Annotated in this window: 20 protein-coding genes; 10 read left to right on the top strand and 10 right to left on the bottom strand. The window is 63.6% G+C overall.

Annotated features, from left to right (window positions below):
• Window positions 1-39 precede the first annotated feature (39 nt).
• The 3 genes from fhuF to XB14_RS03960 all read left to right on the top strand — a co-directional run bounded on the left by fhuF (window position 40) and on the right by XB14_RS03960 (window position 2,862).
• Entirely contained in the window at window positions 40-792 is a 753-nt protein-coding gene (gene fhuF / locus XB14_RS03970; protein ID WP_077960336.1) for a siderophore-iron reductase FhuF, read from the top strand.
• Between the two features lie 28 nt (window positions 793-820).
• On the top strand, window positions 821-1,948 hold the full coding sequence (locus tag XB14_RS03965) for an ABC transporter substrate-binding protein (RefSeq protein ID WP_077961866.1): 1,128 nt from the start codon (window positions 821-823) through the stop codon (window positions 1,946-1,948).
• Window positions 1,949-2,337: 389 nt separating this feature from the next.
• The gene (locus XB14_RS03960) at window positions 2,338-2,862 is read left to right on the top strand and encodes a hypothetical protein (RefSeq protein WP_077960335.1); all 525 of its coding nucleotides are present in this window, start codon (window positions 2,338-2,340) and stop codon (window positions 2,860-2,862) included.
• A 53-nt stretch (window positions 2,863-2,915) separates the two neighbouring features.
• On the opposite strand, the gene XB14_RS03955 is transcribed toward XB14_RS03960, so the two are convergent.
• Complete coding sequence (locus tag XB14_RS03955; RefSeq protein WP_077960334.1) at window positions 2,916-3,500, bottom strand: cysteine hydrolase family protein; 585 nt, start codon at window positions 3,498-3,500, stop codon at window positions 2,916-2,918.
• A gap of 122 nt (window positions 3,501-3,622) precedes the next feature.
• On the opposite strand from XB14_RS03955, the gene XB14_RS03950 reads away from it, so the two are divergent.
• Entirely contained in the window at window positions 3,623-4,057 is a 435-nt protein-coding gene (locus tag XB14_RS03950; protein ID WP_234803952.1) for an Lrp/AsnC family transcriptional regulator, read from the top strand.
• Window positions 4,058-4,096: 39 nt separating this feature from the next.
• Here XB14_RS03950 and XB14_RS03945 read toward each other — a convergent pair whose 3' ends face one another.
• The 4 genes from XB14_RS03945 to XB14_RS03930 form a co-directional block, all read right to left on the bottom strand.
• Complete coding sequence (locus tag XB14_RS03945; RefSeq protein WP_077960333.1) at window positions 4,097-5,326, bottom strand: aromatic ring-hydroxylating oxygenase subunit alpha; 1,230 nt, start codon at window positions 5,324-5,326, stop codon at window positions 4,097-4,099.
• A 559-nt stretch (window positions 5,327-5,885) separates the two neighbouring features.
• The gene (locus tag XB14_RS03940; protein ID WP_077960332.1) at window positions 5,886-7,430 is read right to left on the bottom strand and encodes a trimethylamine methyltransferase family protein; all 1,545 of its coding nucleotides are present in this window, start codon (window positions 7,428-7,430) and stop codon (window positions 5,886-5,888) included.
• A gap of 276 nt (window positions 7,431-7,706) precedes the next feature.
• A complete protein-coding gene (locus XB14_RS03935; RefSeq protein WP_077960330.1) occupies window positions 7,707-10,154 on the bottom strand; it encodes a GcvT family protein in 2,448 nt (815 codons plus the stop codon).
• Window positions 10,151-12,598 (bottom strand): GcvT family protein, encoded by a 2,448-nt coding sequence (locus tag XB14_RS03930; protein ID WP_077960329.1) that lies wholly within the window; start codon window positions 12,596-12,598, stop codon window positions 10,151-10,153. The genes XB14_RS03935 and XB14_RS03930 overlap by 4 nt, the downstream gene beginning before the upstream one ends.
• 124 nt (window positions 12,599-12,722) lie before the next feature.
• On the opposite strand from XB14_RS03930, the gene XB14_RS03925 reads away from it, so the two are divergent.
• On the top strand, window positions 12,723-13,592 hold the full coding sequence (locus XB14_RS03925) for a LysR family transcriptional regulator (RefSeq protein WP_077960328.1): 870 nt from the start codon (window positions 12,723-12,725) through the stop codon (window positions 13,590-13,592).
• A 91-nt stretch (window positions 13,593-13,683) separates the two neighbouring features.
• A complete protein-coding gene (locus XB14_RS03920; RefSeq protein ID WP_077960326.1) occupies window positions 13,684-14,025 on the top strand; it encodes a hypothetical protein in 342 nt (113 codons plus the stop codon).
• 74 nt (window positions 14,026-14,099) lie between these two features.
• Here the strand turns inward: XB14_RS03920 and XB14_RS03915 are convergent, their stop codons facing one another.
• The 3 genes from XB14_RS03915 to XB14_RS03905 all read right to left on the bottom strand — a co-directional run bounded on the left by XB14_RS03915 (window position 14,100) and on the right by XB14_RS03905 (window position 17,821).
• A complete protein-coding gene (locus tag XB14_RS03915; protein WP_077960325.1) occupies window positions 14,100-15,785 on the bottom strand; it encodes an alpha/beta hydrolase in 1,686 nt (561 codons plus the stop codon).
• Window positions 15,786-15,933: 148 nt separating this feature from the next.
• Window positions 15,934-17,223 (bottom strand): mechanosensitive ion channel family protein, encoded by a 1,290-nt coding sequence (locus XB14_RS03910; RefSeq protein WP_077960324.1) that lies wholly within the window; start codon window positions 17,221-17,223, stop codon window positions 15,934-15,936.
• A gap of 139 nt (window positions 17,224-17,362) precedes the next feature.
• Entirely contained in the window at window positions 17,363-17,821 is a 459-nt protein-coding gene (locus XB14_RS03905; protein ID WP_077960322.1) for an Lrp/AsnC family transcriptional regulator, read from the bottom strand.
• Window positions 17,822-17,948: 127 nt separating this feature from the next.
• On the opposite strand from XB14_RS03905, the gene XB14_RS03900 reads away from it, so the two are divergent.
• Complete coding sequence (locus tag XB14_RS03900; RefSeq protein ID WP_077960320.1) at window positions 17,949-19,232, top strand: cystathionine gamma-synthase family protein; 1,284 nt, start codon at window positions 17,949-17,951, stop codon at window positions 19,230-19,232.
• 212 nt (window positions 19,233-19,444) lie between these two features.
• On the opposite strand, the gene XB14_RS03890 is transcribed toward XB14_RS03900, so the two are convergent.
• Window positions 19,445-19,795 (bottom strand): VOC family protein, encoded by a 351-nt coding sequence (locus XB14_RS03890; RefSeq protein ID WP_077960318.1) that lies wholly within the window; start codon window positions 19,793-19,795, stop codon window positions 19,445-19,447.
• Window positions 19,796-19,917: 122 nt separating this feature from the next.
• The gene (locus XB14_RS03885) at window positions 19,918-20,517 is read right to left on the bottom strand and encodes a TetR/AcrR family transcriptional regulator (RefSeq protein WP_077960316.1); all 600 of its coding nucleotides are present in this window, start codon (window positions 20,515-20,517) and stop codon (window positions 19,918-19,920) included.
• Between the two features lie 83 nt (window positions 20,518-20,600).
• Between XB14_RS03885 and XB14_RS03880 the strand changes: the two genes are divergently transcribed.
• The 3 genes from XB14_RS03880 to XB14_RS03870 are packed head-to-tail and all read left to right on the top strand — an operon-like array spanning window position 20,601 to window position 22,392.
• A complete protein-coding gene (locus XB14_RS03880) occupies window positions 20,601-21,416 on the top strand; it encodes a crotonase/enoyl-CoA hydratase family protein (protein WP_077960311.1) in 816 nt (271 codons plus the stop codon).
• A gap of 50 nt (window positions 21,417-21,466) precedes the next feature.
• Window positions 21,467-21,829: an ArsR/SmtB family transcription factor gene (locus XB14_RS03875; RefSeq protein WP_077960310.1), complete on the top strand. Its 363-nt coding sequence runs from the start codon at window positions 21,467-21,469 to the stop codon at window positions 21,827-21,829.
• Window positions 21,826-22,392: an SRPBCC family protein gene (locus XB14_RS03870; RefSeq protein WP_077960309.1), complete on the top strand. Its 567-nt coding sequence runs from the start codon at window positions 21,826-21,828 to the stop codon at window positions 22,390-22,392. Before XB14_RS03875 ends, XB14_RS03870 begins: the two co-directional genes overlap by 4 nt.
• The last annotated feature ends 52 nt before the right edge of the window (window positions 22,393-22,444 follow it).

The raw sequence follows: 22,444 nt of genomic DNA, 5'->3' as shown, positions 1-22,444 counted from the left end.
TGTAGTTCCGATCGGGCTCACCCGCGCACGGGTGACGTCATGACGACCGTGTCCGAACCGGTCGTCGCAACCGGCGGCCCCAAGGCGCTGTCGGCGGCCTTTGCCGGCACCCATGCCTGGTGCAACGAGAAGATGGTGCTCTCGGACGAGCTTTCCGACGGCATGGCGTTGCCGGACTTCTTTGCCTCCGGCGCCTTCGACCGGGCGCTCGATATCTACACGGAGAAATCCGGCGCCAGCGACCGGCGCGCCGTCGCCTCCATGTGGTCGCTCTATTATTTTTCGAGCCTCACCATCCCCTATCTCGTCGCCCGCGTGCTCGACCATCAGGTGCTGCCCGTCGCCTTCGATCAGATGAAGGTGGCGCTCGCCGAGGATGGCCTGCCCCGAACCTTCGGCGTCGCCACATCGGGCGACTGGCAGCAGGCCGACGATCGCGACGTGTTCGCCACGCTTGGCCCCCTGATGCAGGGGCACCTGCGCGAGGTCGTCGGCCACCTCAAGTCCGTTGGCGGCATCGCCCCGAAGCTCGCCTGGAACAACGCGCTCGTCTATATCGACTACGCGCTGCGCGCCTCCGGCATCGAGCCGCTGAACGCCCAGGCCGACGCGCTGATCGGCAGCAAGTCCCTGCCGGACGGCACGCCAAACCCCTTCTTCGACTGCCTTCGCCACGAAGAGGAAGACGGCGCCCGCGTCTGCCGTCGCAAGATCTGCTGCCTGCGCTATCTGTTGCCAGGGGTGCCCAGCTGCGGCAGCCTCTGTGCTCTTCCCAGCCAGCGGAACCAATAGCTCAAAGGAACCAACAGGTTTGTTTCACATCTTCCCGGCCGCCCTGCGGCTCGTGCTCGTTCTCTGTTTCGCCTTTGCGTTCGGCACCGCTGCCCGCGCCGAAGGTCAATGGCCGATGACGGTTACCGACGCGCTCGGTCGCGCCGTGACGATACCGGCAAAGCCCAAGGCAATCCTGCTCGGCACCGGCTTCAACCTCGTTGCCCTGTCGCTGATCCATCCGGACCCCGTCAGCCTGCTCTCGGGCTGGTCCGGCGACATGAAGGACGACAATCCGGAACTCTACGAGAGCTTCCGTCAGAAATTTCCAGCATTGGCCGACGTGCCGCTGATCGACGACGGAACCGGCGCCGGTCTCTCCTTCGAACCGCTCTTGTCGCTGAACGCGGATCTCGCGATCCTCGCCAACTGGCAGGCTGATACGGAACAGGGCAAGCGCGCGATCGAATACCTGACAAGCATCGATGTTCCTGTCGTCGTCGTCGACTTCAACAACAATGCGCTCGCAAGCACGCCGCAAATGATGCGCCTGCTCGGCAAGCTCCTCGACAGGGACGAGCAGGCAGAAGCCTTCGCCCGCTTTTACGAAGACAAGCTCAAGCGGATCCGCGATCGCATCGCCGCAAAGCCTGAACCGCGTCCGCTGGTGCTGATGGAAGCCTTCCCCCAGGCTGACCGTTGCTGTTGGGCCTATGGCCTCTCCGGCCTCGGTGAATTCCTTGGTGTCGCTGGTGCCCGCAACATGATCGAAGGCGCCGCATTGCCCCCGCTTGGCGGCAAGATCAGTGCCGAGGCGGTTATGGCCGCCAATCCGGATATCTACATCGCCACCTCGTCGCCCGGCGGCAAATACGGCACGCTGTCGATCGGCCCCGGCGTCGACGAGGACCGGGCCCGGCAGACGCTGGGTGAGACCGTCACGGCTCCGGCTCTTGCCAGCGTGCGCGCCATCCAGGAAAAGCGCGTGCACGGATTGTGGAACTTCTTCAACGCCGTGCCGCTCAACATCGTCGCCGCGGAGGTGTTTGCCACCTGGATTCGACCAGACCTCTTCGGCGACCTCGACCCGAAGAAGACCCTTGCCGAGATCAACACCCGTTTCGCCGCGGTTCCCTTCGAGGGCACCTACTGGGTGGATCTGACGCCGGCCAACTAGAGCGCCGTGCGTTCATACGAACGCACAAAGGACGCTCTAGCACTTTGATTCTAGAGCATCTTTCCGCCCGCAAGTGATTCCACTTGAAGGCAGGATGCTCTAGCGCCTTCATTTCAATCGGAACCACGCGCACCGAATGCGATGCGCTGCGCCCGTGTGTGCGCATGCATGCTCGGCGCTTCACGCGCGATCACCAATTCGTCAGGGTGCATCCTCTCGCCAGGCGGCCCGGCGTGTTGCCAGCCGCCACCCACCCTATATAAAAGCCTAGGCGGCGCAGCGCGGCAGTCCGGAGGGAACGCGGGTGCTGTAACGCCTTGATCGGCTGCATGATTTCTCTCTTGCGTCGGATCCGATTCAAGGAATGATGCGGGGTGAGGAGGATCTTGATGCTGTGGCTGGTCGCGTTACCGTTGGGCCTTTTGGTCGTGTACCTGGCAGCACGGTTCAGCCGCTTTCGTCAATGGGCCGAACCGATCCTCTCGGTTGCCGTGGCCCTCGGCCTGCTCGTCGCCTTCATCATCTGGTTTGCCGACCGCGACGGCCGCAAGCCCGCAGCACCCGAACCTGTTGAGACGACGCAGCCCGCCGGCCTCACCGCCGCCGATGTCGTCCTCGAGGGCCTCACCTTCGAGCAGAGCCAGCCGGAGAGAAGCTTCCGCCTGCGTGGCACGGTGACGAACAAGGGGCCGCTGCTGCTTGAGTATTTCCGCCTCGCGGTCACGCTGGAAAACTGCCCTGACGGCAATTGCGAGACGATCGGCAACGACACCGCGCTCATCCTCGCCCGCGTGCCGGCGGGCCAGAGCCGTTCGTTCGAAACCTTCCTTACCTTCCCCAACCGCGAGGGCGAAAGCCTGACGGCGCCGAAATGGACGACGGAAGTACAGGAAGTCCGCGGCGGCAGCCGGTGAGCGGCGGCGCGGGATCGGAAATGCCAGGGCGATAGCGCTCCCGCGCCCGACCGTCAAGCCGCCGCCGGACGCCGCAGCGCCTCGACGAGCGCCGCCGTCGTCGTCACCTCGGCAAATTCCGCCCGCAGGGTCGCCACATGGGCGCGGTGGATATCGCGCGCCGAAATCACGCCGCCCTCTCCGTCCGCCTGATCGAAGCAGTCGCAGGCGTCTTCCACCAGGATCATGCGGTAGCCGAGATTGGCCCCCACCCTGACCGAAGTCGACACGCACATATCCGTCGAAATGCCGAAGGCGACGACCGTATCGACGCCGAGGCGGCGCAGGCGCAGGTCGAGATCGGTGCCGATGAAGGCGGCGTTGACGCCCTTGGTGACAAGAGGCTCGGTGCCTTCAGGTCCGAAGCCGGGCCGGAACGCGTTGCCGGGCGACCCGAGCGCAAGCGTCGAGCCATCCTCCACGCTGTCGTGGCGCACGTGGATGACCGGCCGCCCACTCGCCCGCCAGGCGGCAAGGAGCGCAAGGCCGTTCCGGTCAACGGCATCATTCCAGCGGCGCGGCCACGGCGCGCTGTCAAAGGCCTGCTGCATGTCGATCGGCAGCAGCACGGCATTGTCGGGGATAATCAGTTTCGTCATGGAACAGCTCCTTCGTTGCGAAAAGACGCTAGCTCGCCTATCGTCCGGTTTCACTGGACATGATGACGCCTGACCGGACGAACGTCCGGAATTCGCGACAGAAAGGATGCACTTTGACGGAAATGGATGAAAAAGACCGCCTGCTGCTGGCGGCGCTCAGGCAGGATTCGCGCCAGAGCCTGGTGGCGCTTGCCCGCCATAGCGGGCTTTCGCGCAGCGCGGCCCACGACCGGCTGCGACGGCTGGAAACGAAAGGCGTGATTGCCGGCTACACCATTCGTCTGGGTGTCGAAGATGAGAGCCCGACGGTCAAGTCGCTGATTGCGATCACCTTCCAGCCCGGCAAGAACTGCGATCATATCGTGCCGCATCTCTCGGCCATGTCGCCGATCGTCACCTGCTGGTCGCTCGCCGGCGCCACCGACCTGATGGTGCTGGTCGAATGCGCCTCCAACGGCGACCTTGATACGATCCGCCGCCAGATCTCGATCATCCCCGGCGTCGCCACAGTTCAGACGCATGTGGCGCTGAGGACGCATTTCGACCGGCGGGACTGACGCGACCAGGTCCGGCGCGTCCGTCGCATCGGAAACGGGTCAAGTCCGGCTGATCTCGTCGAGATACCAGTGGATGTAGCGCAGCTCGTTATGCTCCATCGGCGCGATCGGGCCCGGCACGAAATAGTGCGAGCGCACGCCGCGCGACGTGTGCTCGATAATTGCCTTGTCCTCCTCGGTCGTCACCTTCCACAGCCACGTCAACCGGTCGAGATCGTAGTCTCGCCCCTCCTCGGCCTTGCCATCGACCAGCCAGATCAGCTCCATCTCCGAAGTCTCGGCCGTCTTCGGAATGAAGCGATAGATCATGCCGTGGTCGGGGTAGCAGACGAGAAAGGTGGTGCCGCCGAGATGGATGGAGGTGACGCCGCCGTCGAAGTCGCTGAACCGTCCCATCAGCGTACTCAGTGCCTGGCCATCCTTGCTGCCGGTCTTGGCGCCGTCATAGAGCGGGTAGCGGAAGGCGTGCACCGCCTCCTTGCCCCCCTCGGACGTCTGCCAACGGTTGCCGGAGCCGACCGCGATGCCGAGTTCGCAGGTCCGCGCCTCCATCCGGGCGTTCAGCTCCTCGATCATGTGCAGCGGCTGTTCCAGCGCATGGGTCTGCGAATACTCCGGATGCGCCGGGCCGCAGTGGTAGCACTCGACATAGTTCTCGACCGCGAGCTTCCAGTTGGCATCGACCGGGTAGGATTGCCGATGGGCGATTTTCGCCGAGCCCCAGCCATACTGGCCGCAGGTCGCGTGCAGCAGGTGCTCGACCTCGGAAAAATCGAGCGGCTCGGCGGCAAAGGAAATGAAGATCAGCCCTTCGGCGACGCGCACATTGAGCTTCTTCAGCCCGTGATCCTCGCGCCTGAAATCCTTCGGCATCAGCCTTGCTGCCTTGAGCGCCCCGTCATTGCCATAGGTCCAGGCGTGATAGGGGCAGACGAAGGCGCGGGCATTGCCCTTGTCCTTGGTGCAGACCTCGGCACCGCGATGGCGGCAGACATTGAGCATCGCGTGGATCTCGCCGCTGGCCGTGCGGGTGACGATCACCTGCTCGGAAGCCATGCGAAATACCTCGAAATCATTGGCGTTCGGGATCGCGCTCTCATGCGCCACGCAGTGCCAGTGACGGCGAAAGACCCGCTCGAGATCGCGTTCATAGATTTCCGAGTCGAGATAGAAGGCGCGAGCGAGCCCATGGCCGGGGCGATGGGCGGCAACCAGCTGGTCGATGCGGTCGCCGGTGGTAGCAGTATTCTTGAGCTCCGATGCGAACATGGGGCTGAACTCCAACAATAGGACCGGAAGGACCGCGTTCCGGCGCGCGTGTTTTCAGTTTTCGTCGGGCATCGGGTGGCGTCCCCTCTTGCCGTGGGAGCGAGATCCGCCCCTCTCCTCGGGTTAAACCCGAGGACTGACCCTCTCCCCGCGCGCGGGGAGAGGGGAAAGCAGCCGTTTGCGCCAGAGCATCCGCCCTTTGGTCGGCGCCGGCATCGATGCGCGCGTCCCCCTCCTCGCCTGCTCTCCTGAAGAGCGATGGCACAAAGCGTCACCTCCTCTCACCTCGCCGCTTGACGCTCGGGGCTGGCCTCGCGTCTCCTTCTCCCCGTCAGAACGGGGAGAAGGTGGCCGGCAGGCCGGATGAGGGGCGCTCCCCTCACCACGCGAACAAGGGGCAGCTTCAAGCACCCGCGTCTCCGTCGGCAATGCAAGCGCCATCGCTCGCAGGGTTGGTGACACCTCAACCCGACGCTTGTCGTCACAACCCGTAGAGGACGAAGCGGCCGGATCCGGCCGCCCTTGGCCCCCGCCCCGCAACCGGGACGGAGCACCAAACTCAGCAAAAGATCTGGAATTTCTCCCTAATCGCCCGATCGATCTCCGGCGCGATCACCGATGGCGCCGCCTCGGCCAGAATCCGGTTCTTCTTCTCGATCGCCTTGGCCACCAGGTCCGGGCGACCGATCTCGACCCACTCCTTCGGGCTCGTGCGGTCGGCGACCGCCGGGTAGATGTATTCCGTCTGCATCAGCCCCAGCGTCTGCGGATGGCCGAGATAGTGGCCGGGACCCTCGAGGCAGACCGAGCGCATGGTTTCGAGCGAGACGGAGTCCTCGGTCACGTCGATGCCGCGGATGCAGCGCTGCACCTGGCCGAGCAGATCGTCGCCAAGCACCAGCGATTCCAGGCAGAAGCCGAGCAGCGAGGCATGCATGCCGACGGCCTCGTAGACCATGTTGAGGCCCGAGAGACCTGCCATGACGTTGGAGATCGCCTGCTCCCATCCGGCCTGCATATCCGGAAGTTTGGCATCGGCGATACCCGCTGCCGCCCCACCCGGCAGCCGATAGAACTGGTGCATCTGCGCGCAGCCGGCCGTCAAAAGCGCCTGTTCGCCGGAACCGCCGGACATTGCGCCTGTGCGCAGATCTGAAACGAAGGGCCATGTGCCGAAGACAGCGGGGTGGCCCGGCGCCATGGCGTTGACATAGACGACGCCCGCCAGGCATTCGGCGACCGCCTGCACGATCGCCGTTGCGAGTGGTGCCGGCGCTGTTGCGCCCGCCTGGCCGGCCGAGAGCAAAAGGATCGGCATCCCGGCGCGGATGCACTTCTCCATGGTGATGCAGCTTTCCTCGGCAAACTTCATCGGCGGCACGACGAAGCAGTTCGAGTTGGAGACGAAGGGCCGCGCCCGCCACTTGTCCTCGCCGCCGGCGATCATGTGGATGAGATCGAAGCAGCCGTCGACGTGCGCGGGATCGGAGAAGCTGGTGCCGACGTGTTTCGTCGTGCCGGCGCAGCAGGCGTAGAGCGTGTTTATGTCCATCAGGAAATTGTCGGCGACATCGCGGCAGACCATGGCGCGCTGGAAGAAATGCACGTTGTCGAGGTGATGCACGAGCTGTGCGGCGTTCAGGAGGTCCTTGGCGGTGGACTCGCGATACTCGCGCTTTTCGACGTCGACGACATGCACGGCGGCACCGGCCGTGCCGTAGTAGACCCGCGTGCCGCTCAGCTCGAGATCCTGCTTCGGATCGCGGGCGTAAAGCGTGATGTCGCGCGCGGCGATCGAAAGCATGTCCTCGACCAGCGCGCGGGGAAAACGGATGCGGCCGTCATCGCCGAGGATTGCCCCCGCACCGGTCATGATCTCGACGCCGGACTTCGGCGCGTTGGCAAGACCGATCTGTTCCAGCGCATCGAGTGCTGCCTCGTGGATCCGCTTCACATTGGCATCGCTCAGCGGCTTATACTGGCCGCCGGAAAGACCGGGGCGCACCGGCCGGATGTTTTCGGCCAAGGGTGCTGCGCGCAGCGCCACCCGCGCCGCCCGCCCGCCGGACCGTCTCGAAGCCGCAACTGCGCAATCGTCAGCCATCATCATCTCCCAATGGGGCGGCTCGCCCCTATTCCGTGCGGTAGGGGTTGCCCCTCATCCGCCTGCCGGCACCTTCTCCCCGTCTTGACGGGGAGAAGGGACATGCTGCTTCCGCTCGTTCCCCTCTCCACCGCTCAGCAGGAAGAGCATTGGCCTTTCATCCGGACGCCACCTCATCCAGCTTTGGGCTCGAGGCCCGCCACGCGTCTCCTTCTCCCCGCAAGCGGGGAGAAGGTGGCCGGCAGGCCGGATGAGGGGCAGCCGCGAACTCTCGTTCTACATCCGCACCCGTTCCGCCCGTGGGTCGTACATCGGCTTCAACGACGCCTCCGCCTTCACCCGCGTTCCGGCGATCTCGATCTCGAAGCTTGATCCGAGCACGTCGTCGGCGCTCTCGCCTTCCGAGGGCACGTAGCCGAGGCCAATGGCGCCGCCGAGGTGGTGGCCGTAATTGCCCGAGGTGATCGTGCCGACGATCTTGCCGTCGCGCACGATCGCCTCGTTGTGGAAGAGCAGCGGCTCGGGATCGGTGAGGCGGAACTGCACCAGCCGGCGCGACAGTCCGCGATTGTGCTTGGCAAGCACCGCCTCGCGGCCGATGAAATCGCCCTTGTCGGCCTTGACCGCAAAGCCGAGCCCGGCTTCGAGCACATGATCCTCGTCGGTGATGTCGTGGCCGAAATGGCGGAAGGCCTTTTCGATGCGGCAGCTGTCGAGCGTGTGAATGCCGCAGAGCTTGAGGCCCAGCCCTTCGCCAGCTTCTTCCAATGCCTCGAACACATGCGCCGTCTGGTCGGTCGGGACATAGAGCTCCCAGCCGAGCTCGCCGACATAGGTGACCCGGTGAGCGCGGGCGAGGCCCATGCCGACCTCGATCTCGCGCGCCGTGCCGAAGGGATGGGCGGCATTGGAGAAATCGTTCGGGCTCACCTTCTGCATGAGCTCGCGCGCCTTCGGCCCCATGACGCAGAGCACGCTTTCGCCGGCGCCGACATCGGTGATGACGACGAACTCGTCCGTCAGATGCTTGCGCAGCCAGGCAAGGTCGCGCTGCAGCGTGGCGCCGGGCACCACCAGCAGGAAGGCGGTTTCCGAAAGCCGCGTCACCGTCAGGTCGCTCTCGATGCCGCCGCGGGCGTTGAGCATCTGGGTGTAGACGATGCGGCCGGGCTCGACATTCATCTCGTTGGCGCAGAGCCGCTGCAGAAAGGAAAGCGCATCGCGCCCCTCGACCCGGATCTTGCCGAAGGAGGTCATGTCGAACAGGCCGACGCCGTTGCGGACCGCCAGATGCTCGTCCCTCTGGTTTTCGAACCAGTTCTGCCTTTTCCAGGAATAGCGGTACTCGCGCTCCTGGCCTTCGTTCGCAAACCAGTTGGCACGCTCCCAGCCGGCGACTTCGCCGAAAACGGCGCCGCGCGCCTTCAGGTGTTCGTGCAGTGGCGAGCGGCGGACGCCGCGGGCGGTCGCCATCTGGCGGTAGGGGAAGTGGTCGGCATAGAGCAGCCCGAGCGTTTCCGAGACGCGATCCTTGAGATAGGCGCGGTTCTTCTGGAACGGCTGCGCCCGGCGGATATCCACCTCCCAGAGATCGAAGGGCGGCTCGCCATCGTTCATCCACTCAGCCAGCGCCATGCCGGCGCCGCCTGACGAAACGATGCCGATCGAGTTGTAGCCGGCCGCCACCCAGTAGCCCTTCACCTCCGGCGCCTCGCCGAGATAGTAGCGGTCGTCGGGGGTGAAGCTTTCGGGGCCGTTGAAGAAGGTATGAATGCCGGCCGTCTCCAGCATCGGCATGCGGTTGACCGCCATTTCAAGAATGGGCGCGAAGTGGTCGAAATCGTCCGGCAGCTGGTCGAAGCAGAAATCCTCGCGGATGCCGTCCATGCCCCAGGGCTTGGCCTTGAGCTCGAAGGCGCCGATCAGCATCTTGCCGGCATCTTCCTTGTAATAGGTGCATTCGTCCGGCACGCGCAGCACCGGCAGGCGCTTCAGCTCCGGGATCGCCTCGGTGACGATGTAGAAATGCTCGCAGGCGTGCAACGGCACGGTAACGCCCGATTGCCGCGCAAACTCCCTGCCCCACATGCCGGCGCAGTTGACGACATGGTCGGTCTCGATCGTGTAGGTCTCGCCGTTCTGCTCGCAGGTGACGCCGGTCACCCGGCCGTCCTTCTTCAGCACAGACGTGACCTTGACGCCTTCGATGATCGTTGCGCCGTTCTGGCGCGCGCCCTTGGCAAGCGCCATGGCGATGTTGGCCGGATCGCACTGGCCGTCGAGCGGCAGGTGCACGGCCGCCTTCACATCCGCGGTGTTGAGGTGCGGATACATCGCCTTCACTTCATCCGGCGTGATCTCGCGGACGTCGACATTGAAGGCGCGCGCCAGCGAGGCCTGGCGATAGATTTCCTCCTTGCGCTCCTCCGTCAGCGCCACCGTGATCGAGCCGTTCTGGCGCATGCCGGTGGAAATACCGGTTTCAGCTTCGAGCTTGACGTAGAGGTCGGCCGAATATTTCGCGAGCCGCGTCATGTTCTGCGAGGCGCGGAGCTGGCCGATCAGGCCCGCCGCATGCCAGGTGGTACCGGAGGTCAGCTGCTTGCGTTCGAGTAGCACCACGTCGGTCCAGCCGAGCTTGGCGAGGTGATAGGCGACCGAACAGCCGGAGACGCCGCCGCCGATGATGACCGCACGGGCTTTCGAGGGAATGGGCTTCGTCATGCGCGCAGTCTTTCATTGGAGGGATCCCAGAGCGGCTGGTCCGCCTCGACGGTCGCCTTGAAGCGGTCGCCGAAGATCTCGACCTCGATTTCCTTTCCGGGCACCGCGAGATCGGCCCTGAGCATGCCGAGCGCGATCGACCTGCCGACGCGGTGGCCCCAATTGCCCGAGGTGGTTTCGCCGACCACCTCTCCGCCCGACCAGAGCGTCGACATGTAGGGCGCGTCGCAGCCGTCGGCGGCGACCGTCAGGGTGACGAAGCGCTTGGAAACGCCCTGCTGTTTCTCCCGTTCCAGCGCCGCCTTGCCCTTGAAGGCCGGCTTGCTCCAGTCGACGAAACGTTCGAGCCCACCCTGCAGGATGGTGTAGTCGGTCGAAAGATCGCCCTTCCAGGCGCGATAGCCCTTCTCGATGCGCAGGCTGTCGAGCGCCTCCATGCCGAAGGGTTTCAGCCCATGCTTCTCTCCGGCCGCCCAGACGGCGTCGAAGATCGTGGCGGTATCCTCCACCTTGGTGTGGATTTCCCAGCCGAGTTCACCGGCAAAGGAGACGCGCACGAGCTGGCAATAGCGTCCGGCGATTTGTGTCGTCTGGTGCGTCAGCCAGCCCTTGGTTAGGTCGGCCTCGCTGACGTCGGCAAGGATCGCGCGCGACCTCGGCCCCGTCAGGATCTGGCAGGAGAAGGACCTGGTCACGTCGTCGATGGTGAAGGCGGCATTAGCCGGGCGGTGCTTCGTCAGCCATTCGAAATCGTGCCACTGCGCCGTCGCAGCTGTGATCAGGAAGAAGAAGTCCTCGTCGATCATCATCACCGACATCTCGGTGACGATGCGGCCCTTGTCGTCGGAAAAATAGGCAAGGCCGATGCGGCCGGGCTTCGGCACGCGCCCGGTGATGAGTCCGGACAGCCACTGCGTCGCCCCCTCGCCTTTCACCCGGAAGCGCGAGAAGCCCGGCAGGTCGAGGATGCCGGCGGCATCGCGAACGGCGATGCATTCCTCCTCGATGCGCTTCGCCCATGGCCCCTCGCGGCCCCAGGTTTGGGTTGCTTCTTCAGAAGTGTCGTCGCCCGGCTTGGCGTACCACATGGCGCGCTCCCACCCGTTATAGGGCTTGAACTGCGCGCCGAGGGCCGCGATCCGGTCATGGATCGGCGACAGCTTCCTGTCGCGGCCGGCCGGCCAGTAGTGCTTCGAAAAATGCATCGCATATTCGTGGCCGTAGATCTCCATGCCCTTGGCGATGCAATAGTCCTGGTCGGTATAGTCGGTGTAGCGGCGCGGGTCGCAGGACCACATGTCCCACTCGGTCTGGCCCTCGGTGATCCATTCGGCGAGCACCTTGCCGGCACCACCCGCCTGGCAGATGCCGAAGGTGAAGACGCAGGCCTCGAAGGCATTCGGCACGCCCGGCATCGGGCCGATCAGCGGGTTGCCGTCAGGCGCATAGGGGATCGGGCCGTTGATGATGCGCGACAGCCCGGCGGTGCCCAGGATCGGCACCCGCTCCACCGCATCGTTCAGGTACCATTCCAGCCGGTCGAGATCGTCGGGGAAGAGCTGGAACGAAAAGTCTTCCGGCATCGGATCGTCAGGCGTTACCCAATGGGCGCGGCAGTTGCGCTCGTACGGCCCGAGGTTCATGCCGTTCTTTTCCTGGCGGAGATAGTAGGAGCTGTCGACGTCACGAAGCAGCGGCAGCTTGTGGCCGGCCTCCTTCGACCAGGCGGCAAGCTCCGGGATCTCGTCAAACAGGATGTACTGATGGCTCATCACCATCATCGGCACGTCGCGGCCGAACATCTTGCCGACCTCGCGGGCGTAGTAGCCGGCGGCATTGACCACATATTCGCAGCGGATCTCGCCCTGCGGCGTCGAAATCACCCATTCATCGTTTTCGCGGCGCGCGCCCGTGACCGGACAGAAGCGGATGACCTTGGCGCCCATGTCGCGCGCGCCCTTGGCCAGCGCCTGGGTCAGCTGCGCCGGGTCGATGTCGCCGTCATAGGGATCATAGAGCGCGCCGGTCAGTTCGTGGGTTTCGAGGAAGGGATAGCGGGCGCGCATCTCGTCGGGCGACAGGATATCGAGATCCATGCCCTGGTAGCGCCCCATGCCGACCACGCGCTTGAATTCCTGCAGCCGCTCCTTCGAATGGCCGAGCCGGATCGAGCCGGTGACGTGGTAGTTCATCGGGTAGTCCACGAGCGCCCCGAGATCGCGATAGAGAGACGCCGAATAGCGCTGCATGTTCATGATCGACCAGGAGGACGAAAAGGTCGGCACGTTGCCGGCCGCATGCCAGGTCGAGCCCGCCGTCAGCTCGTTCTTTTCCAGAAGCACGCAATCGGTCCAGCCCGCCTTGGCAAGATGGTAGAGCGAGGAAGCGCCGATCGCTCCCCCACCGATGATCACCACGCGTGCGTGAGACGGCAAATTCGACATCAACTGTTCCCTCGTTTTGGCGGAATTCTTGCCGGGGAAGCAGGGCGTCATCAAGCGACGGAAACAGGCTTTATTGATCGATGAATTCGATTAGATTGGAGCGATCGTAGCGGGAGAGCACGGCATGCAGGTGGAGCTGATCGAAACCTTTCTCGACCTGATGGAAAGCCGCTCCTTCAACCGCACCGCCGAGCGGCTGAACATCACACAGTCGACCGTCTCGCACCGGGTGAAGGCGCTGGAAGCACAGTTCAACCGCAAGCTCTTCACCCGCAACAAGGGCGGCACGGTGCCGACGGCCGCTGGCCTGCGCTTCCTCGATTACGCAAAAGCGCTGCAGAACCAATGGCATGAGGCGACGCGTGCGGTCACAAGCGCTGGTGCGCTGGAGCGCTCGATGCGGCTTGGCGTCCAGCATGATCTGGCAGAGGCTTTCGCCGGCGAATGGATGGCGGCGATCCGGCAGGACTTGCCTTCAACCGAGGTTTACATGGAGGCCGATTACTCCAACCAGATGAACCGCGATCTCGGCGCCGGCGACCTCGATCTCGCGATCCTCTACACGCCCCATTATCTGCCCGATCTCTATTATGAACGGATCGGCGATCTGCATTACGTGCTGGTCAGTACCGAGGTTCGTGAACTGGCCGAAGTGCGCTCGGAGAGCTATATCCGCTCGAGCTATTCGCCGACCTTCGACCGCGCCCACCGGCTGGCTTTGCCGCATCTCTCGGCGGCCCTTCTCTCGGCCGGCCAGAACATGGCGATCACCCGGCTGCTCGCGGTGCTCGGCGGTGCCGCCTATGTGACCGCGGCAACGGCGGAGCGGCTATCGGCGCTAGGATCTGCGCAGCGCGTACTGGATGCGCCGGTAATCCCGCAAACCGTCTATGCCGCAACCAGTCTTCGCACCCGCCATGCGCACCAGCACCGCAAGATCATTGCTGCCATGGGGGCGTTGCTTTCGACGCTTCCGATGCCCCCTGAGGCTTAAAGCAATTCCAGGAAAAGTATGAAGAAGCATTTCTATGGGAATCGGGTCCCTAGTATTTGCTTAACCGAACTTCTGAAGACTTTGCTAGCGAATGGGCAATATCAACCCGGCGAAAGAAATCACGTTGGGGTTGAAAATGAATGATATTCTTATTCCGCGGACCGTTATCGATGTGGTCGCAGGATTCGCAACTTTGGGCGGGATCGTTCTCGGTTTCGATACTATCGCTCTGGCCATCAGGGACAACGGATCCGTACCATGGGCCGTTTTCGGTCTGGTAGTAGCATGCACTAGTGGCTTGAGCCTCTATGTGAATCTCGTTACGTTCTTCGGTGACTGGAAGACTGCAAAGGCTCGCCGAATGGTTGGTGGCCTCACGTGTCTGGCAATTTTCCTTCTGTTCGCAGCAACAATTCCATTCTTTAGGTACTGAATACGGAAGAGGTTTCCTGCCTTCCCAGTTCCAAAGGGAGGCTGAACGTTACACCATCACCCGCGGCCATCTAACTAGTAGCGGCCCTTGAGCAGCGCCTTCAGCCGCTCCGCATCCGCCTCGGTCACCCCGGGCGGCGCCACCACCTGCATCCAGGCGTCAATATAGTGCTCCGGTGCATAGACATGGCCGTAGCCGATCGGCGAGGTCGTCGCGAGCGCCATGTCGGCGAGCAACTGGAACATGGTGACAACCGGGAACCAGCGGAGCGCCGGCGAGACGTCGGCCCCGCGCGGCGCCTTCATCCAGTCCGGCTCCCGGTAGAAGGAATAGGGATCGAAGAAGGTGATCGGGTCGCTGGCATATTGCAGATAGACGATGCGCACATTGCCCCACGTCGCCCCCGGAATCTTGAGCGCATTTTCCTGGTTGGTGAAGCGGATCACCGAGCCGTCGCGATAAAGCGGCCGCCATTCGGGCGAGCCCGGATTGCGGTTGCCGGTGATCTGCAGCCAGGTCCTGGTCGGGAACGGCGAGCCGACCCAGAGCGCACCCTGGAAGGGATCGCTGATGATATCGAAGGGATCGACAGAGCCTTGCGAGTTCATCGAGCCGAGACTGAGGCCGTAGAGATAGAGCCTCGGCCGCCTGTCCTTCGGCAGCGTCGTCCAGTAGCCGTAGACGGCATCAAACAGCGCATCGGCCGTCTCGGCGCCATATTCGGGCTCGACCAGCAGCGACAGCCAACTGGTGAGGTAGGAATACTGCACCGCGACGCTCGCGACATCGCCCTTCAACAGATATTCGAGCGAATCGAGGCCCGGCGGATCGATCCAGCCGGTGCCGGTCGGCACCACGATCAGAAGATTCGTGCGCTCGAAACCACCGACGCGCTTCAGCTCTTCCAGCGCCAGCTTTGCCCGGTCCTTGGCGGTGTCGGCCGAATTGAGCCCGGCATAGACACGCAAGGGCTCCTTTGCCTCAGTCCCGAAGAAGCCGCCGATATCCTTCGCCGGCGGCCCGGAGGCGATGAACTGGCGGCCCTGGCGACCGAGTTCGTCCCAGGTCATCAGCGACGCGCTGCTGCCGGTCTTCAACGGATCGGTCGGCGGCGCGACATCCGGATCGATCAAGGCGTCGAGCCGCTGGAACGAGCTGTCGGCCGCATGCAGCGCGAAGCGGAAGATGACGCCGTCAACGGCGGACCAGAACAGCGCAACGGCGGCAACGACGGCTGCGACCTTCGCCAGCGGCCGTGTCAGCACATGCTCGAAGCGCCGGGTGAGAAAGCGGAAGGTCAAGCGGAACAGGCGCGAAATGAGCACGATGGCGACAAACACAAGCGCCGCAATCAGCCCGAGTTTGAACGGCTCGGCGCTTTCGACCGGGTCGAGCCCCATGATCTGCCGCACCGTGTTCTGCCAGTAGGCGGTGCGCCAGAGGAAGGCGAGCGCAACCGCGGTGCAGCCGAGCGCCGCCAGCACCTTGACCGTGAGGCCTGTACGTCCGCGGATCTCCGGCAGATCGAGCAGCGACCAAAGCCAGCGCAACAGCACGCCGATCGCATAGCCGGCGGAAAGCGACAGGCCCGAAATCACCGCCTGCACCACATAGGGCCGCGGGATGAGGCTCGGCGTCAGCGACATGGCAAAGAAGAAGACGCCGACGATAAGCCCCGTGGTCGAAAACGATGCCAGCAGGCCAGAGAGAAAACGCGGCACCGGCAACCTCGACAGCGGCGTCTGTTGAAGATGGTCCATGGCGTCGGGTCCCCACTGATGCTGGTACGGTCACCGGAACGACTGCGGGCTGTTCCGACGGCGGCAATGTCGCTTCCCCGGCGTGTCCAGTCAATCGCCACAACCGCAGGACACCCTGACGCGAACCGGTCGACGTGCACTTCGGCCTCTAAACCCGGGTGACCTCGACCGGCGTCTTCATGATGATTTCGCGGTGCGGGAACGGGATCGAGATACCCGCCGCCTTGAACGCATCCCACAACGCCATCAGGACCTGGCCGCGAATGTTGGTCAGCCCGTTGCCCGGATCGGAGATCCAGAACCGCAGCTTGAAATCGAGCGAAGAAGCGCCGAATCCCGTCATCCAGCAGACCGGCTCTGCGTAGCTGCTCGCCACTCGCGGAAGCGACGTGGCGGTCGCGATGGCGATGCGCGCAACCTCGTGCGGATCGCTGTCGTAGGAGGTTCCGAAATCGACCTCGATGCGGACGAAGTCGCTGGAGAACGACCAGTTGACCACCTGCTGCGAAATGAAATCCTCGTTCGGGATGAGGTATTCCTTGCCGTCCCTCGTTATCACCGAGACGAAGCGGGAGCGCAGGTCGCGCACGGAGCCGAAGGTATCGCCGAGCGTGATCGTGTCGCCCGGCTTGATCGACTTGTCGAGCAGGATGATGATGCCGGAGATGAAGTTGGAGACCACTTTCTGCAAGCCGAAACCAATACCGACGCCGACTGCGCCCGAAAAGACCGTGAGCGCCGTCAGGTCGATGCCGGTTGCCGAAAGCGCGATTGCGCCGGCAAAGCCGATCAGCGCGATCTTGACCAGCTTGCTGATCAGCACCTTGAAGGAGGGTGTCAGATCGGCTGATCGCTGGATCCAGTGCGACGAGACGTTGCCGATCAAAACGGCAAGCCAGATCAGCGCCGACGAAAGCACGATCGCCTTCAGGACGAGCAGCAGCGACAGGCGAGCCGCGCCAAGATTGACGGCAACGCCATCGAGTGTCGTCAGGATCACCCGATCGAGCCCGACGGCATAGAGTGCAAAATAGATCCAGCCGGTGACGGCGGTGACCCGTGCCAGCATCTGGTTGCGGATGATGCGCGTGAGCACCGAGATGACGAACCACGCAGCCGTCAGCGTCAGCGCCGGTGCCACCAGCCAGCGATAGGACGGCCAGCCAAAGCGCAGGATCATGCCATCGGCGATCCAGAGCCAGACGATCAGAAAGAGCCAGCGCAGCCGCCGCATGAAGGCGATGATGACCCGCAAGAGATCCGGATTGCCCTTGATCAGGCGGGCGCGGGCCTCGACCCGCGGCTCTATGCGCTTCGCCAGCGCGCCGCAGACCAGGTAGCCGGCAACGATGATGGCGAGCTGATAATAGGTCCACTCGTTCAAAAGGGCCGTCCGCAACCAGGAGACGGCGGCGTCGGACGCCTGTGCGAAATCCATCGTCTCTCTCCGAGAGATCGAGGCGTCCGACCGAGCGTTTGGGGACGCCCTCATCCCTTGAATCTAGGGCATCCTTGATGGTTTCAAAGCCGGATCGAAGATTATCGAACGGCGTCAGAGGTTTATGGAAGGCTTGTCACTAGACCCGCCGCTCCTTGATGGTGTTCATGACGAAGCTCGTCTCGATCGAGGCGACGCATTTGAGCCGCGCGATCTTTTCCTTGATGAAGCGCTCGTACTGTTCGAGCCCGGCGCTCATGACCTTCAGCACATAGTCGCGCGAGCCGGTCACGAGGTGGCATTCGAGCACCTCGTCCCAGCCGCGCACCGCCTCCTCGAACATCACGATCTCGTCTTCGTGCTGGCGGCTGAGCGTGACGGTCGCAATCGCCGTCATCGTCCAGCCGTCGATCGAGGGGTCGACCAGCGCCGTGTAGCCGCGGATGACGCCGGTCTCCTCCAGCCGCCGCAGCCGGCGCAGACAGGGAGAGGCCGACAGCCCCACCCGCTCGGCAAGTTCGTTGTTGGTGAGGCGCGCGTCGGCCACCAGTTCCTTCAAAATTCTGCGATCCGTCTCGTCGGCAATTTTCTGCGCCATATCTTTTCAATCCAGCCAAATCTTTGCGCAACTCAAGGCGATCCGGCGGGAAATAGCAAGGATCGGTCCAAGCATCTGATATAATTTGCCTGTCAGTCCGAGTCCGCTTCGCTTGAGGAGACAAGCCATGACCGCACCGCATCCCTCCAAAACCCATATCGGAAACCACAAGCTGCATCCCGAAACACAGATGCTGAACTATGGCTACGATCCGGAACTGTCGGAGGGCGCGGTCAAACCACCAGTCTTCCTGACCTCCACCTTCGTCTTCCGCTCCGCCGAAGAGGGCCGCGACTTCTTCGATTTCGTTTCCGGCCGGAAGGAACCGCCGGCAGGTGTCGGCGCCGGCCTCGTCTATTCGCGCTTCAACCACCCGAACAGCGAGATCGTCGAGGACCGCCTCGCCGTCTATGAGCGCACGGAAAGCTGCGCGCTGTTTTCCTCCGGCATGTCGGCCATCGCCACGACGCTGCTTGCCTTCGTCAAGCCGGGTGATGCGGTGCTGCACAGCCAGCCGCTCTATGGCGGCACCGAGACGCTGCTTGCCCGCACCTTCCTCAATCTCGGCGTCGCCGCCGTCGGCTTTGCCGATGGCGTCAACGAAGCGGCCGTCAGCGCCGCCGCAGAAGAGGCGATGGCCAAGGGCCGGGTCTCGGTGATCCTGATCGAGACGCCGGCGAACCCGACCAACAGCCTCGTCGACGTCGCCATGATCCGCCGCGTTGCCGATGCGATCGGCAGGAAACAGGGACACACGCCGATCGTTGCCTGTGACAACACGCTGCTTGGGCCGGTCTTCCAGCGGCCGATCGAAAACGGCGCCGACATCTCGCTCTATTCGCTGACCAAATATGTCGGTGGTCACTCCGACCTGATCGCCGGCGCCGCGCTCGGCTCCAAGGCGGTGATGAAGCAGGTAAAGGCGCTACGCGGTGCGATCGGCACGCAGCTCGATCCGCATTCCTGCTGGATGCTCGGCCGTTCGCTCGAAACGCTGGCGGTGCGCATGCAGAAGGCCGACGACAATGCCCGCATCGTCGCCGAATTCCTGCGCGACCACCCGAAGGTCGAGCGTATCCACTACCTGCCCTTCCACGGCGAGGACACGCCGGTCGGCCGCACCTTCAAGGCGCAGTGCACCGGCGCCGGCTCGACCTTCTCCTTCGACATCGCGGGCGGCCAGGAGGCGGCCTTCCGCTTCCTCAATGCGCTGCAGATCTTCAAGCTCGCCGTCAGCCTCGGCGGCACGGAATCGCTCGCCAGCCACCCGGCGGCGATGACCCATTCCGGCGTACCGATCGAGGTGCGCCACCGCATCGGCGTGCTGGAATCGACCATCCGCCTGTCGATCGGTATCGAGCATCCCGACGACCTCGTGGCCGATCTTTCAAACGCGCTGTCGCTCGCCTGATGCAAGAGGCCGCCGGTCCAGCCGGCGGCATCCTTCGCGAGTTTGCAAGGACGCAATTCCGGACGGAAAACCGCTGCGCACCTTTCCTGGAATTGCTTAGCTTGAAGTGGCGCATTCCGGACGGAGAACCGCTTCGCACTTTTCCTGGAATTGCTCAGCTTGAGGTGGCGCATTCCGGACGGAAAACCGCTGCGCACTTTTCCTGGAATTGCTCAATGCGCCAGAATGTTGACGATATTGCCGAACGGGTCGCGCATGTAGAAACGGCGCACGCCCCAGGGTTCGTTGGTGATGTCGTAGACGATCTCGACACCGGCGGCCTTGGCTCGCTGATAGGCCCGGTCGACATCGTCCACCTCGATCGAAAGCACCGGCACCGGCGTATCGTTGCCGCCCTCGCTGGCGATGCTCACCTGTGGCATCGCGGCCTTGCCCTCGGCGGCAAAGGTCAGGATCCAGCCGTGATCCATCACCACGTCGAGTTCCAGCAGGTCGCCGTAGAAGGCGCGCGCCACTGGCGGGTCCGGGGCGTAGAGGTTTGAGACGATACGCTTGACTGTCATGGATTTCCTCCTCCGGTGAGCCGCAACGCGGCCACACCGGCGCTCAATGGTTGTTCGGCTCCTGGCACTGCATCCTATACTGCCTGCCGATGGCAGCCGTTTGAAGCGGAAGTTGCAGCGCGTCAGGATGTCCCCTTTCCGTTGGCGCCGGCAAGCGCCACCCGCACAAGCGTCGCCGCAGCCCTGCCCGCCACCTCCATGTAGCTTGGATCCCGGTGCAGCAGCACGACCGCGAAACTGCCGTCGAGCAGCAGCAGGATCTGCTTTGCCAGCATGGCCGGCTCGGCGACACCGGCTTCGGTAAAGGTCTCGGCAATCCAGGCCTCGAACTTCTTCTTGTGGGCGGCACCGATGCGGATCGCCGGATGACCGGGCATGTTGGCAAGCTCGGCGGAGGTGCGCAGGAAGCCACAGCCCTTCCATTTCGGATGGCGCGCCGCCCGCGCCAGGTTGACGAAGATCGCCTCGATCTTGTCGGCAGTGTCCCCGTCGCCCGCGTCGAACCACTTGCGGAAGAGTTTCAGATTGGGCTGGTCGCGGCCTTCGAGATAGGCGGCGATCAGCTCGTCCTTGCTGTCGAAATGATAGTAGAGCGTGCGTTTTGTCACGCCCGCGGCTTCCGCCACCGCATCGACGCTGACTGCGCGGATGCCCTCGGCATAAAACAGCTTTTCCGCCGCTGCGACGATCAGTTCCCGGGTCGATTTCTCTGCTTTCGCCATCTCTCATGTATACCGACTAGTGAATATACATGGCATCTTCCCTCACCTAGCCTCTCCCCGTCAACACCTGCCGGAGAGCAACCATGTCGAACACCGTGCTGATGCAGATTTCCGAGGGCATCGCCCTCCTCACTCTCAACCGCCCAGAGAAACTCAACGCGCTGAACTACGAGCTAATCGATCGGCTCATGAGCCTTCTCGACCAGATCGAAGTGAACAACGCCGTCGGCGCGGTGATCATCACCGGTGCGGGGACACGCGCCTTTTCCGCCGGCGGCGATATCCACGAGTTCTCGGAAAGCGTGGCCGAGGGCGTAAACCCGGCCGTGCGCGATTTCGTCCGTCGCGGCCAGGGCCTGACGGCGCGGCTCGAAGCCTTTCCGAAGCCCGTCATCGCCGCTGTCAACGGGATTGCCTATGGCGGCGGCTGCGAGATCATCGAGGCGGTGCATCTGGCGATTGCCAGCGACAGGGCGCGCTTTGCCAGGCCCGAGATCAAGCTCGGCATGCCGCCGACCTTCGGCGGCACCCAGCGCCTGCCGCGGCTTGCCGGCCGCAAGCGCGCACTCGAACTGCTTCTGACGGGCGAGGATTTCTTGGCCGATCGCGCAAGGGAAATGGGCCTCGTCAACGACGTCGTTCCCCACGAAGACTTGATTCCCGCCGCCGGCGACCTCGCCAGACGCATCATGGCCTACTCCCCGCTTGCGGTCCGCGCCATCATCACCGCCGTCACCCGCGGCCTCAACATGTCGATATCAGAGGGGCTGCTGGTCGAAAGCGAACAGTTTGCCCAGATGGTGCCGACCGACGATCTTGCCGATGCGCTTGCCGCCTGGAAGGGACGGCGCATCCACGACGACCCACCGGGGCCTGGTCTCCTTTCGCGATACTTTTAAATTCAACCGAACGGTTGACAATTAGGTCGATCGAGACGATATTCAACAACATGGTTGAATATCAGAACACACATCTCGATGCCGTGTTCCACGCGCTTTCGGATCCGACGCGCCGCGCCATGCTCCAGAACCTTTCGCAAGGCGAAAGGCTGGTCGGCGAGCTTGCGGCGCCGTTCTCGATCTCGCTGGCCGCGGCATCGAAGCACATCAAGGTGCTGGAAGGAGCAGGTCTGGTGCGCCGCGAAGTAAAAGGTCGCACGCATGTGTGCCGGCTCGATGCTGCGCCGATGCATGCGGGCATGGAGTGGATGCGCCACTACGAAGCCTTCTGGCGCACGCGCATCGACGCACTCGAGGCGCTGCTTCTCGCCGAAGACGCCACTATCCAAACTGATCCGGAGGAAAAGCCATGACAACTCATGCGACAGCCTTTGCCAGCGCCGACTATGGCCGCGTCACCGCACCGGATGCGGTACGCATCGAGCGCCTGCTTCCCGGCCCGATCGAGCGGGTCTGGTCCTATCTGACGGAGGAAAGCAAGCGCCGGCTCTGGATGGCGTCCGGAACGATCGGATCGAAGGAAGGGGCCGAGGTCGAGCACGTCTTCCGCCATTCGGAACTGACGACGGACGATGATCGACCACCACAGAAATACGCCGAGCACGCCGGCGAGGTGCGCAATTACGGTCACGTGCTCGCCTGGGAACCGCCACATCTGCTTGCCTATACCTGGAACGAGGAAACCGGCACGCCATCGGAGGTCCGCTTCGAGCTCAGCCCCCGCGGCGACAAGGTCCTGCTCGTCGTCACCCATAAACGCATCGCCGACCGTGCCATCATGACCAGCTTCTCTGCCGGCTGGCATGTGCACCTCGATATTTTGCGCGCTCTGCTCGAAGGCGAAAAGCCGGCGGCCTTCTGGAGCAAGTTTACCAACCTTGAAGCGCAATATGACGCGCGGATTCCGAAGCCTTGACTGCCGGATAGGCTAAAAAGCTTGAGACGCATGAAGGCGCCGGCAAGGATCA

Source organism: Ensifer adhaerens (assembly GCF_002007205.1).
Taxonomy (GTDB): domain Bacteria; phylum Pseudomonadota; class Alphaproteobacteria; order Rhizobiales; family Rhizobiaceae; genus Ensifer; species Ensifer adhaerens_D.
Note: the sequence above shows the minus strand (reverse complement) of the source record. Positions and strands in the feature narration are given on the sequence as shown.